The organism is Bacillus sp. 522_BSPC (genome assembly GCF_001076885.1).
Lineage (GTDB): Bacteria > Bacillota > Bacilli > Bacillales > Cytobacillaceae > Niallia > Niallia hominis.
In genome coordinates, this window is record NZ_JVDT01000035.1 from 19,237 (window position 1) to 33,382 (window position 14,146).

The 14,146-nt window shown below is 36.5% G+C and carries 11 protein-coding genes; all 11 read right to left on the reverse strand.

What is annotated here, in order from left to right; translation table 11 throughout:
* Nucleotides 1–208: 208 nt before the first annotated feature.
* Entirely contained in the window at nt 209–2,833 is a 2,625-nt protein-coding gene (locus ADJ83_RS03040; protein ID WP_048716824.1) for an alpha-mannosidase, read from the reverse strand.
* Nucleotides 2,834–2,861: 28 nt separating this feature from the next.
* Nucleotides 2,862–3,905, reverse strand: a complete 1,044-nt coding sequence (locus ADJ83_RS03045) for a PTS fructose transporter subunit IIC (protein WP_048716829.1) — start codon at nt 3,903–3,905, stop codon at nt 2,862–2,864.
* A gap of 35 nt (nt 3,906–3,940) precedes the next feature.
* Nucleotides 3,941–4,255, reverse strand: coding sequence for a PTS fructose transporter subunit IIB (locus ADJ83_RS03050; protein ID WP_048716831.1), 315 nt, complete (start codon nt 4,253–4,255; stop codon nt 3,941–3,943).
* A 28-nt stretch (nt 4,256–4,283) separates the two neighbouring features.
* Nucleotides 4,284–4,742 carry a PTS sugar transporter subunit IIA gene (locus ADJ83_RS03055; protein ID WP_048716834.1) on the reverse strand — a complete coding sequence of 153 codons (459 nt, stop codon included), beginning with the start codon at nt 4,740–4,742 and terminating at the stop codon, nt 4,284–4,286.
* Nucleotides 4,739–6,658 carry a BglG family transcription antiterminator gene (locus ADJ83_RS03060; RefSeq protein ID WP_048716837.1) on the reverse strand — a complete coding sequence of 640 codons (1,920 nt, stop codon included), beginning with the start codon at nt 6,656–6,658 and terminating at the stop codon, nt 4,739–4,741. Before ADJ83_RS03060 ends, ADJ83_RS03055 begins: the two co-directional genes overlap by 4 nt.
* A 453-nt stretch (nt 6,659–7,111) precedes the next feature.
* Nucleotides 7,112–7,930 (reverse strand): carbohydrate ABC transporter permease, encoded by an 819-nt coding sequence (locus ADJ83_RS03065; protein WP_031538843.1) that lies wholly within the window; start codon nt 7,928–7,930, stop codon nt 7,112–7,114.
* A gap of 20 nt (nt 7,931–7,950) precedes the next feature.
* The gene (locus tag ADJ83_RS03070; RefSeq protein ID WP_048716840.1) at nt 7,951–8,868 is read right to left on the reverse strand and encodes a carbohydrate ABC transporter permease; all 918 of its coding nucleotides are present in this window, start codon (nt 8,866–8,868) and stop codon (nt 7,951–7,953) included.
* Nucleotides 8,869–8,928: 60 nt separating this feature from the next.
* Nucleotides 8,929–10,203 (reverse strand): extracellular solute-binding protein, encoded by a 1,275-nt coding sequence (locus ADJ83_RS03075; RefSeq protein WP_048716851.1) that lies wholly within the window; start codon nt 10,201–10,203, stop codon nt 8,929–8,931.
* 32 nt (nt 10,204–10,235) lie between these two features.
* The gene (gene argH / locus ADJ83_RS03080; protein ID WP_048716843.1) at nt 10,236–11,717 is read right to left on the reverse strand and encodes an argininosuccinate lyase; all 1,482 of its coding nucleotides are present in this window, start codon (nt 11,715–11,717) and stop codon (nt 10,236–10,238) included.
* Nucleotides 11,704–12,651: an amidohydrolase family protein gene (locus tag ADJ83_RS03085; protein ID WP_048716845.1), complete on the reverse strand. Its 948-nt coding sequence runs from the start codon at nt 12,649–12,651 to the stop codon at nt 11,704–11,706. The genes argH and ADJ83_RS03085 overlap by 14 nt, the downstream gene beginning before the upstream one ends.
* Before the next feature lie 26 nt (nt 12,652–12,677).
* Nucleotides 12,678–13,859: an ROK family transcriptional regulator gene (locus ADJ83_RS03090; RefSeq protein WP_048716848.1), complete on the reverse strand. Its 1,182-nt coding sequence runs from the start codon at nt 13,857–13,859 to the stop codon at nt 12,678–12,680.
* Nucleotides 13,860–14,146: the final 287 nt, after the last annotated feature.

Sequence of the window (14,146 nt, forward strand, 5' to 3'; positions counted from 1 at the left end):
AAGTTCATTCACTTCATAAATTAGACTATTTCTTTTCTAACGGGTAAACTTATTTTGTGTCTCAAACTATATGAAAATATTAATGTGAAGAGGAGTTACTATAGTGAAAAAAGAGCTTCTTTAAAAAAATTTATCAAAAAACCAAGAATATTCCTAAATAGCCAACAAGAAAGCAGGAGAATTCCCCCCTGCTTGTGATACTGCCATTCTATTTGGCGCTATATTCAATTTGAAGTGTCATATAGTCATAAGGCTTTATCAAGGATTCTCTATTAATTTCCTCTTCTAAAGCATTCACTATTGTAGCATTTGCTATCAAACTATCATCCACCTTAACTTCATTCGAAGTCGGATTTGCTAATCGAATAACAAATGCATTTGCACGTCGATAGGATGGATAAATTGCAGATACAATTAAATGATCGGGTAATTCAAGTAATGAAAACACAGATGATAATGGCTCTACCTTTCTTTGTGGCCATATTTTATTATCTAATCGATTAATAAATACATTTAGTAATTGTTTTTGATAGGATATAGACGGATTTAATCTTTCATAAGATATTTTTGCTGTCTCCATTTCATCAAATGGTTGCCCTGCTACACGAATTGCAAATGTGAATTGGTTAATCCCGAGCTCTTGAGCCAATGGAGTCGGCATCATAATATGCCCTTCGTTAGTCGTATCCCCAGATGCTCGCCCTGGTCTCCAAGCTAAGTTTGGCTTACCTAGTTGCCCAGTGGTTGCCATGAGTGTAATAAATAATTTATTTTTGACTCGCTCATATTCTTTTAGACCATCTGCATAAACCGTAATATGATATGCTTCATCCTCAACCGTTACACTTTTATCAAAAATCTCTAAGTTTACCGGTTTTTCAACATATTTCGTATGCCAGTCTTCTGGAATAAAATCAGGTTGATTTCTAACAAAACCATTTTGGATTTGAGCAATTGACTTCTCATCCTTATTTCCCACATCAATTTGTAATCTTAATCGATGTGATAATACTTGGTTGTTCACACTTATTTTCCCCTCAATTAAATCCTCATTCCCCTTTTTGAGAATTAATTCTAATTCAAAACTTAATTCCCCAGTTTGAGGATTGGAGGATAGCCTATCTTCTAAATCATACGGAATCTCCATTACACCATAAAGCACCATCGACTGTTTAGTTGAGTCTTCGAATGCCTTCGCTTCTTTATAGTAGAGTTCAATCTCTTTATCACCAGCTAACGGAGAGTAATCATAAGTATCGCCGTCATTTGCTGCATCGACTAATTTAACAAAATCTTTAAATAATAAACCAGTAGTTGTTTCAAGTGTTAATTCGTTATTTTCATATACCAGCTTGTAAACATCATTTTGAATTCGTGTCGTACTAACTTCCTGCTTCTCCTCTAACGCTCGATTAGTACTCTCTAAAAATTCAATCACCTTATACCCAAGCGCAGGTAATTCAACGTTAATACATACATCTAATTCATAGTAAGAAGGTTCATCAAAATAATCAAACCCAGTTGCGACTAACTTCATGATATTTTTACGCTCTGGATAATAGACTTCTTTAACAATTACTGCTTGCTGACTTTCTGTAAAAGTAATATTTTTACTACGGGTAACAATGTGAACCACTTTCTCCCCTATAAATGGTTTTGGATCTGTATTAAAAATTAAAACTTGATTTGGCTTTAAATCGAGCCTATCAGCAATTTTTTTCGCTATTAAATTCTCCAGTCCATCAGCTATTTCATTAGCCTCTTTAATACGATGAAAGATATCTTCCGCTACATTATCTGACACACAGCCCCCAATACTATCATGGGCTTGATTTTCAAGCACTTTTTTCCATAATCTTTGAAGAAGTCCGTTGCTAATTTCTATATTATTTTTTTTAGCAATAACCATTAATGGTTCGATTCTCCGTAATATCTTTTGCTCTAATTTAAAATTCTCTAGCTTCATTTGCGTACGAACTGATCCTATTGAGCGATGTGCTCTGGAATAAACAGGTTCTCTCAACTCTCCTTGATACTTAGGTAAGTTCTCCTTCTTACGAATAGTATCAACATATGTTGGATAATCACTAATTACATTCTCATAGTTACTTACCTCGTTTAAAGCTTCCACCACTTTATCAAAGTCACGTACAATGTTTTTCTGATCAATTCCTGAAGGGATTAAAATATCTTGATTATCTCCGTGTTCTTGAAGAAATGTAATGGATGGATCCAATTTTTCTTTAACGAATTCCTCAATATTTTCTTGCGCTTCTACCGTCATCAACCCTGTCATATAGCCAAAAGGGAAATTCATAGCATAAACAAAACGATCCCCTAATCCTTTCCAAACGAAATATGGTGATTCTACCAACTTTTCAAAATTAATACCTCTCCAACACATAAAGTTATCTATTCCTACTTGATTTAGTAATGTAGGTATTTGGGCATTAAATCCAAATGTATCAGGTAAATAACCAACCATCATTGGTTCACCATATTTTTTCATCGTATCATTAATCCCAATAATCAAATTTCTAAGAATAGATTCGGCATCTACTAATAGTGCATCGGTTTGAGTAAACCATGGACCAACAAATAATCTCTTTTCTTCGACAAGTTTTTGAATAACAGGTAACTTATCAGGATTTAATTCAATATACTCATCAACAATAGAAGATTGGCCATCCAAGCAAAAGTTGACATTTGGATTGCTTTCTAGTTCATCTAATACTTCTGTAAAAACTTGATCACTTAAGACTTTGGCATCTTCTGTTGTAAAATACCATTCTCTATCCCAATGCGTATGTTGTACAATATATGATTTTGTCATAAAAGTTCTCCCACACTCTCATCTATAATTAGATATCCGCTTGATGTTGTTGTTCTTTCTTTCTAAACTTCATCAGCTTAAGTCCATTCACCATCAACGCAGTAATTAAACCACCTACTAAAATAGCAATACAGTATAAGAAAATATTAGATGTAAAAGGAATAGCCATAAAGGTTGCAAGCATTGTTTCTTGTGTGACTCCAAAAGCACCATTTATCGCACAGCCTGCCGCAGTACCTACGATAATACTTGGTATCACACGTAATGGATCAGCAACCGCAAATGGAATCGTTCCCTCAGTTATACCGACAATTCCCATAATTATAGCTGTTTTCCCGTTATCGCGTTCACTCTCTGAATATAGTTTTTTATTTAGTAATGTAGCTAAAAACATACCGAATGGTGGAATAGCAATTGCGAGTAGCATTGCAGTACTAGCTGCATATCCACCTGAGGTAAAGGAGGCTACACCAAATGCATAAGCAATTTTGTTTACTGGTCCTCCCATATCAAATGCCATCATTGCACCAAGAATAGCCGCTAATATTGCAGCGTTTGCACCAGACATACCATTTAACCACTCTGTAAGTGCTTCCGTTAATGCGGTAATAGGTGTGCCTAGGATATACCAAAAAATAAGTCCAACAACTGCCGTTGCTACAAAAGGAATAATAATTAGCGATTTTAAGCTCATAATCTGCGCAGGAACTGGGATTTTTTTTAAATAATTCACTAGATAACCTACTGCAAGTCCTGCAATCATACCGCCAATGAACCCAGTACCCATTTCATTTGCAATCATCCCACAAATAAAAGCAGGAGCTAAGCCGGGACGATCAGCAATTGCATATGCAATGTAACCAGCAATCATTGGTACAATAAATTGTAGTCCAGTCTGACCAATCATACGAATAACGCCCCAGAATGTATCAGTTTGATCCCATACATTTGTACCTCCAAAAATTACCGCAATGGAAGTGAGTAATCCGGCTGCTGTTACAAGGGGGATCATATAAGATACGCCACTTTGAAAATGATTTAGCATTTCTTTACCCAATTTTTTCACGTTCATTTTTCCGTCCTCCTCGTTGATTTATAAAACTCCTTTTATTTTTGACCAAGTTCTATCGCTTTTTGTATAGTCGTTGCTCCATCTTTCACAACTTCAGAAGTACCTACTTCAATAATTTTTTTGCCATTAAAACGTTCCCGTTCAGCTACATTAGTGTCTACCGCAAAAATAACTGCATCCGCTTCTTCAATTTCTTGCGATTTTAGTTTATTTTCAATTCCCATTGCACCCTGAGTTTCTACTTTAATAGCTACGCCATTCTTTTTCGCATATTTTTCAAGGTTTGCTTTCGCCATATACGTATGAGCAATTCCTGCAATACAAGCTGTTACAGCCACTAATTTAGTCATTTTTTTTCCTCCTAAAATTCACTAAAGTTTATTTTTCTAAAAATGATAAAACATCATACAAAGCATCCACACTGTCCGCTTGTTTAATACTTTCCACAAAATCGTCATCCATCAATTTACCCGACAAATCTGCTAATAGCCTTAAGTGTGTGTCTCCTTTATCTTGATCCTTAATTGCTAACAAAAACACTATACTTACTGGTGCCCCATCAAGCGAATCCCATTCTACTGGTTGCTGTAGGCGTGCAACAGCAACAGTAGATTCTTCAACTGCGCCACTTTTCCCATGTGGAATAGCTAAGTTATTACCAATTCCAGTAGTCATTTGTTGCTCTCGATCAATTACATCTTTTATAAAGATTTCTAGATTTGAGACATAGTTATTGTTAAATAATAGATTCGCTAATTTCTCAATCACTTCTTCTTTACTGTTAGCTACTAAATTTAACGTAATATTATCTTTATGAATCTTCTGTTTTGTCGTCATAAGCTTATCTCCTTCAAAAGTGATTGAATGTCATTTTCATCCCGAGCTGCCACTAATCGCTTCATAACAGAATAATTAGAGACCAGTTCATTAAAATAGGCATAAACCTCATTAATGGAATCTTTAACTGTTCGATTAAGCGCAAAGAAAAATACAATGTGTACTTTTTCATCTCCCCAAGCAATACCTGTTGAATTGATATAAATTGATATACTTGGCTGCACATTATAATCTACTTCTGCATGTGGCATTGCAAAGATCCCCATAGCCGTTGATGACAAATTTTCACGCTTTAATGCACTTTCAAATACGCCATCCCTTGCATACCCTAGCTGAATGAGCTGGTTACTAATTGTTTGCAATACCGACTCCATTGTTTCCACATCTTCTGAGAAGAAAAGCAACTCTTGTTTTATTAACTCACGAAAAGCAAGATAAGAACGTTCAAATTTATTTCCTACTTGTTCTTCTACTAGCTTAATGTCATGTTCTGTCATTAACGGACTTACGACAACAACAGGAACAGGACTATTTTCAATTGGGATTGTGCTAATAATTAGTTCTTCCGATAGATCTGTATGTTGTAACTCTCTAAGTGACAGTACCTTTGTTATCATCAGCTTTTTCGAAAATGTCTTCTTTAAGCGTTGTTCCAATAGCTTTGATGTTCCATATCCACTACTACAGACGAGCACTACTTTCTTGACGATTGCTGGTTCTCGATCAAAGAAAGCCTGAATATGCAATGTAATATACGCTATTTCGTCATCAGTGAGATGAATTTTGAATACCTTTTCTAATTCTCCAGTTAATTCAACGGCAACTTCAAAAGAACGTTGGAAAGTTGTACGGATTTTATCTGTATATGGATTGTAGATATTTAATCCTAGCTGCAATCGTTTTACTGCAGCATTTAAATGCACAATAAGATTCTTAATTAATTCTTGATCAGGATGATACGTATCTAAAGTTTGTATAATCAAGCTCCTTAATTGTGCGCTAAGATCTAATACATCAACATTAGCGAAAGCTTTATTATTTAAGGTGTTTTTCTCAATTGCTGAAATATGGATATTAATATACTCTTGTTCATATTTTGGAATGTTAATATGAAAAACTTCTTCTAATGCGTTTATCAGTAATAATGAACTTGATAGTAACATTTCTTCCTCTTCAATTGGCTTATCAATATAAAAGTCTTGCTTAATTCGCTCAATAGCTATAACTAAATGAATTGCTAGAGATTGATATTCATAATCTGTGACATTCAAACCCGATTCCTCAATAAAATTATTTAGAATATCCGCAACCTTATCTAAAGTGTTGAAATTGATAAAATCCTTGGTTCCAGCCGACATAATAATATTGAGTTTTAGGCTTTGTTTCTTTTTTTTAGTTGCCCTTACACCACCCCAATAGTAATTAATAACATTAGACATTAATTTTCTTCTATCATTTTCATTTGCTTTCAGCTTCAACCCATTACGGTTACTGATAATATCCAAATTATTTTTGGCAAATGTCTTTCTCACCTCACGCATGGTATGTTCCATTGTTGTTCTACTTACATGAAGCTCATCAGCTAAATCTTGAATCTTAACATATCCATCGCTATTCAATAGTTGAGAATAAACAAACATCTCTCTGTCTTCGATCGAATCCACAGGTTTCATATTCAAATGATTCAACAATTGTTTGATTTCTTCTTTTTCCCCAATTATTGTGACACCTTCACGTGGCTTAATAGATAAGGATAAATTTGTTTGAATCAATATATCCTGAACGTCTTCAAGATATTTGCGCACTGTTTTTGTTGAAACATTCATCATCGCTGCAATTTCATTGTGAGTCGTAATTCCCTTGTCTAGAATAAATTGAATGATTTTCCTATATTTATCCTCGTAAGCCTGCTTCATATTATCACCTCATCTGAATACGGTTTCATTATATCTCAATATTAGTTACCTTCCATACAGCATCTTTTACCTTTTTAATGTGGAAATTAAGAGAGGGGAAACGCTATCATTCCACACCATCATTTTTTCTATTTCAATAGATTACGTGACTATCTTCCTATTATAGACTGACTCCTATTCATAAGTCCCTTATCTTATAGGACTATCTGCAGTGAATTCTTAAGCTTACCTTTTGATGTCAGCCCAATTCTTTATACTCCGTATATCTCACGTTGCATTAATGAATCTATTATGATTTATATATATTATCGCTTTGGTTTCACCCAAAAAAAAGAAACCTAAGTGGTTCCTTTTGTTTTAACGAATCCAGTAAAATGCATAACCATCCCCCCACATCTCGACTCCTCGATACCAGCGTGGGACAAGGAACCTGACCCCATGTCCCAACCAACCTCACTTCAACCCCGTCAGCGTAATTCCCTTTATAATATGGCGTTGGAAGATCAAGAAGACGATGATGAGTGGAACGACGGCTATCGTTGCGCCTGCCATGACGATTTCCCAATAGGTTTGGTTTTCGCCGGAGAAAAAGGCAAGTCCGACAGGCAGTGTTCGCATTTCTTCTGTTTCGATGACGATAAGGGGCCATAGATAGGCATTCCAGTTTCCTAGGAAAGTGAAAATACAAAGTGCTGATAAGGCTGGATAAACCTGTGGGATGGCGATTTGAAAGAAAATCTTGAATTCATTTAATCCATCGATTCTTGCTGCATCAAGCAAATCATCTGGGATAGATTCCATAAACTGCTTCATCAGAAAAATGCCAAAAGCTGATATGACGCCTGGAAACATAATTCCCCAGTAAGTATCGACCCAGCCTAAATCGGTAGACATGATATACCAAGGAATAATTAGCATTTCGGTCGGAATCATAAGAGAGCTTAGGATGAATAAAAAGATAATATTTTTCCCAACAAACGAAAATTTAGCGATAACATAGCCAACAAGAGTGTCAAATAAAGCAACACTTAAGGTAGTAATAATTGCAACGATAAAACTATTAAAAAACCATTTATTAAATAGCGTATCTACCATGATTTTTCGATAATTGTCTAAAGTAGGATGGTCAGCAAGCAGCTTTAGTCCATATACTTCAGATGGCGGTTTAAAGGATGTTGATACCATCCAAATAAATGGAAACAACATAAAAATTGCACCCACGGTTAGTAGAATATAGACAATCGATTTTTTAAAGTACCTTCTTTTTTTCAAGTCTTCACCCCCACACCTTTCTAGTATTCAAATTTCTTCGTTAATACCTTCATTTGAATAATGGTTATGATTAAAATAATAATAAATAACAGAACGGTTGCCGCAGAAGCTAGGCCCATATCAAAGTGCTGGAATGCTAATTCGTAAATATAAAGCACAACCGATATCGTTGAATTCAGTGGTCCACCCTGTGTCATATTTTGGACCTGTGTAAAGGTTTGTAAGAAGCTAATACTTCCAATGACAGCGGAAAATACGATTGTCGGATTTAATAAGGGCAAAGTAATATGAATAAATTTATTCCAGCTATTCGCCCCATCTATTTCTGCTGCTTCATAGAACATTTTCGGAATATTTTCAAGGCCAGCTAAGAAGATAATCATCTGGAAGCCTAAGCCTTGCCATATCATTGTTAAGATAATAATATAAATCGCCTGATCCGGTGATTTTAGAAAAAGCTGGGCCTCAAAGCCCCATTTCATCAGGATATCATTCACAATCCCGTTGTTCATTAGAATCCATTTGAAAACCCAGCTTACGGCAACAATGCTTGTCACATAAGGAATAAAGTATATCGCTCGGAACACACCGACAAATTTATTGATTCTTTGCAGCAGTAAAGCTACCCCTATCCCGCACAGCAACTGCCCAATGACACCAAATACAACATAGATGAACGTATTTACTAGTGCTTTTCGAAAAATTTCATCTTTAAAAAGAGTCATATAATTATCCATTCCAACAAATGGTTTTTCCTCCGAAAGAATATCCCATTCCCGGAATCCTATATTAAAGGTATAAAGTGTTGGCAAAAATCGAATCGAAATAAAAAAGAGAAGAGGAATAAGCAAGCAAGTATACACAAATATATATTTTTGCTGTTTTAACGTGAATCTAGCAGTCTTTTTTTTGACAATAGAATCGTTCTTACTAGTCATGGAGCCCCCTCCTTTCTGAATAAAGAAAGACGAAATTCGCCTTTCTTTATCCCATCAGATTTACTTTTTACTCCAATAGTCATCGTAAAGCTTCTGTGATTTAGCCGCAAATTCATTATAAGCATCCTCAATAGAAACCCCATTTAGCAATACTTCATTCACCGCATCAATAACATACTGTCTCTGCGCGGTTTCGTCGACATAGAATTGTGCATTCGCATAAGGAAGCTGTTCAATAAATGGACCATATAGCGGATCATTTACGTATTTATCTTGTGTTGCTACCGCTTCTTTTGCTGGCAGTTCCCCTACCTCATCAATCCAGCGTTCCATCACTTCATCACTTGTTAAAAACGCTAAGAATTTTTTCGATGCTTCTAATTTTTCCCCTTCTACTTTTGCAGTAATGCCATTTGCCCAGAATGATGATTGGGTTGCTTTCTCTTTATAGGATGGCAGTGGCGCAACTCCATAATTTAAATCAGGTGCATCTGTAGCCAATGTTCCCAGACGGAAGGAGCCATCAATATTCATCGCTGCATTGCCTGTTTTAAATGCTGTTACATCATCTGTATAAAATCCGCTTTCCCCAACCTTATGCTTGGATCCAAATTCCACTAAATACGTAAATGCTTCTAACCCAGCAGGAGTATCATCCCAAAGAATTTGCTTCCGATCCTCACTTAATCCTTGACCACCAGCCTGATAAACTAAGGCATCATAAAACCAGTTGTTCAACTGAGCTCCTATTTCGTATGCCATCCCTTCTGTTACTAACTTTCCATTTTCTCTGACTGTCAGCTTTTTCGCATAATCTACTAATTCATCCCATGTTTCTGGTGGACTGTTCGAATCTAAGCCTGCTTTTTCGAAAAGATCTTTGTTATAAAAAAGCGCCAGTGTACGAACAGCCGTTGGAATTGCCCAATACTTATCATCCAATTTCGCTGCATTTACTAAGGAGAAGTATTCACTTTCAATTTGATCTACCGGGAATGTATCTTCCGGAAGAGGCTGTAAATAACCTGAATCAATGTATTTCGGAAGCCAGCCATAATATAAATTAATGACATCTGGACCTCTTCCAGCTGGAACTAATGTAGCCACTTTTTCATTGTATTGCTCATAAGGGAAGGTTGTTTGCTTTACTTTGATACCTGGATTTGCTTCTTCAAATTCTTTAATAAGCTCATCCATTAAATCAACTTTAGCCTTATAGGCATATTGCCAGTATTCAATGGTTACTGTATCCCCTTCTTCTCCCCCAGATTCCTTTCCTTTTGAACAGCCAACAACTACCATTAACACTATGAGAAAAAGAAAAACACCTAACATTTTTTTCAATAGAACCCCTCCTATTAAACAAGTTATTTATTATTACTTAACACGTTGTAGCTGTTATGGTGTAGTAGCTGTTTATAAGAAGTAAATTTCTGTCTATATGTTTCTACTTCTTTAGAAAAAGCCTCTACATGTTGAGTGGAGCGTATCCGCTGCCTCTCTGTTTCTTTCGGATTAGGACCTCCTAGTACGGAGCGAACAAGGACAAATTGATAGGGATCAATCGCATTTTTATAATGTGCTTCTGTAAAAACAAGTGGTGTACCCAATATTTCCTTGGCAATTTGTTTAACCAATTCAGCAGAGCCATCATTTATTTTTTTCCCAGAGCTAGATAATTGTTGGACTAAAACACTGGCAATTTGATGAGAATCACGGAAGGATAAATGGCATTCTCTTACAAGCACATCTGCTAATTCCGTGACGGTGGAAAAGCCTTCACAGCACCGGGTAAAGAGCTTATCTACATTCACCTCCATAGATTTAAGAATTTCTGTCAGTAATTCGATGATTTGATAAGAATGAGAAAAGCCATTAATAAGAATAGGTTGGATGTCATCCCCGATATCGACAATGTCCCCAAAAGGTGCATTATGTGGCATCATAAATACGGCGTTTATTTCTCCAATTGTTCTACTAATAAGGGATTTGGTATGTTCTAAGGATGATGGATTTCGTTTTTGAGGCATGATGCTTGATGTTTGCACTAAGCTTTCATCTAGCCTGATTGCATCTACTTCATTTGTCGTAAAAAACATAAGATCATGTGTAAAGCGGGACAAGGTGCTTAAGGCAATTTTGATTACACTAGCTATTTCAAGCATATAATCTGCGGCACTAATCGAATCATAGGAATTTTCCATCGCTTTATCAAAAGCTAATTGTGTTGCCATAAAAGGACGGTCAATTGGAAAGCCAGAAGTACCTAGAGCAGCAGCACCCATTGGCGACTGATTTATTCTTTTTAAAAGAGAAAAGCCTCTCTCCAGATCTCTCTCTAAGCTACTATCTATGGCTAAAAGATAATGGGCCAAAGTAGTCGGCTGTGCTTGCTGATTATGTGTATAGGCTGGCATAATCGTTCGTTCATGTTCTTTTGCAAGACCCAGCAATACCTTTTTTAATTCGATAAGCACGGTGAGAAAATGCAAAAGCTTTTCACGAGCTAACATCCTGTACATGGTAGCATCCATATCGTTTCGACTGAAGGCAATATGCATATTCCCTACAAGCTCTTCGCCGATTTCTTGTTTTAAATCTTCTTCTATCATAAAAAATAAGTCTTCAAAGATAGGATCATAATTCTTTCCATAGCCTTTCGCTAATATGCCTTGATTCGCTTTAATGATTTTTTCGGTATCTGCGATTTTTAAGATTTTTTGGCGGGCTAACATGGTAGCATGTGCGATATTAATTTCTAATAAGTAGGGAAGGAAATGTTGCTTGGTAAAATCGTAGGTAGGTTCTAGGATATGATTTACATATATATGTGATCTACTGTCTGGCATTCAGCTGCTTCACTCCCATCTCTAAATTGAGTAAACGGCGTGCATTGTTCCCAAAGATATTCTCCATATCATCCTCTCTCATATTAATTTCTCTGCATACTCTTACCTGATCTTGTAAATATCGATAGGAAAAGCCTCTCGGAAAGCCATTGGAATCTGTGCCAAATATAATTCTTTCTGGTCCAATCAATTCAAATGTTTTTCGAAAGAGCGTCTCTAAATCTAATGGATATGGCATCCATCTTACCCACTGATTAGAGCCAGATGTATCGACATAAACATTTGGGCAGCTCCAGCATAAATGTAACAGCTCTTTGAAGTAGCCTGCACCAAAATGAGGAATAATGATTGGAAGATCTGGGAATTCTCTTGCTACTTGAAAAATCGCAAGGGGAGACATATTTTGATGTTCCACTATTCCACCAGCTCTGCCTAACAATCCAAAATGAATTAAAACTGGCAGTTGGTTATCTGATAAATATTGCCAAACTGGCATTAAGGCTTCATCATGCAACGGTCTATTCACAAGGGGCCCAAACATTTTATAGCCTTTTAATCCTAATTGTTCAATCGCTCTTTTTAGCTCGGGCAGAGCATCGCTACTTTCGATAGAATGATGAGCAAACCCGATAAATCGGTCTGAATGCTCGCTAATTTTCGCAGCCATATCATCATTGTCTTCTGCCGTAAGAAAGTTCATGACTTCTACACCATATGTATCGAGCTCTGCTAGCCATCGATCCATGAGCGGGATTGCTTTTTGCTCGTCTGTTTCCTCTGAAGGATGGGGAAAATCCCAAGTTAACCTCATTCTTTCTGATCTTTCTGCATTATAGGCATCCCCCGTTTTGGATCTTTTAATAAAACTACTGCCTTTTTTCGCAGGTAAATGCCCATGAATATCAACCACTTTAAAAGCATTTTGAAAGAGCATGTATATCTCCCTTCTAATCTATTTTTTCAACTAGACAATAATGCATGTTTTTTCATACAAAGAACGGTTGCGCCAAGCAAGGAAGCATGCGGCAGCTTTGTTAGCATTACCGTTGTTCTACTTTGTTCAGGCAGATAATGCTCGATTCTCGCTTGTAGTTTTGGCAAAAACCAATGGCCTGATTTGGAAATCCCTCCCCCTAATACGATGCATTCAGGATTAAGCAATGCAGCAACATTTATTAAAGATACAGCAAGATGATCCAAAGCCTCGTTAATGATTTTAGCCGCTAGTGCTTCTCCTTCGATTGCCTTTTGAAATATTTTCTCCGCGTTCTCCTTCTTTGTAGCAGAACCGCTTTGATACTGTTTCACAATAGACGGACCACCTACCTGATTTTCGAGAAAACCATAGCCCTCAAACACCGATTCAAATCCTTGGCTTGCCTGATCTTTATTAGTAATCATGTAGCCTATTTCTCCAGCTGCATATTGACCACCGCGAAATAATTCTCCATTAATTACAATTCCGCAGCCTACTCCTGTTCCAATCGTTATTAAAACTACATGGGATTTATCTTTAGCAGCACCTTTCCAGCACTCTCCCAACACCGCCATATTCACATCATTTTCAATGTAAATCGGGAAAGGAAAATGCTCTGCCATCTCCCTTTTCAATGGATAGTGGAGCCACCCTAAGCTTGGTGCTTCCATCACGATTCCCTGATTCGAATCAGTAATTCCCGGCGCACCAATCGCCAAAGCCAACACTTTCGTATGACATATATTTTTGTCTTCTAGCATTGCATTTACTTCATTAACTAGTAAAAGAATAAAATCTTTCTTCAATCCATCCTGTGTATCGATTTTTCGATGAAGAATCAAGCCACCATCCAAATCCATAATCGCTAGTTCTGTCGAGGTTCCGCCAATATCAATGCCAATGGTATATTTAAATTGTTTATCAAAGACTAAATGAACCGGTTTTCGTCCCCCTCTCTTTGCTGCCTTTTTGCTTTCTTTTTCAATTATCCAGCCTTCTTCCACCAGTTCATCTACCAATGCCGATATAGTCGGTTTACTTAGCTTCAACCTTTTTGCCAAACTTGCTCTGGAATAAAGATTATCTCCTTCGATAATTTCTTGTAGCACTTTTCTTTTATTAATTGTCTTCAAGTAGTTGGGAGTTCCTGATTGCAATATACTCATCCATTCCTCCATTCATGGCAGTTAGTAAACCTTCCTTACTTCTTGAATAGTCTATGACTCGCTAGAATGTAATATGTTTGTAAATTTTCCGAGGGACAAATAGTGGTTTATTACTTTTTTGAAAAAAAGTTAACTATAGAAGTATCTTTATGGGGATGAACGATTTTTTTCTGATGAGGAAAGCTAAATGTGGGGTTGCTTTTTGGGGTGAACGCCTCTTTTACAACATGATGCAATGCTAGATGTGGTTTTCATTTCCGGGATGAACGCCTTTTTCACTACTTTCA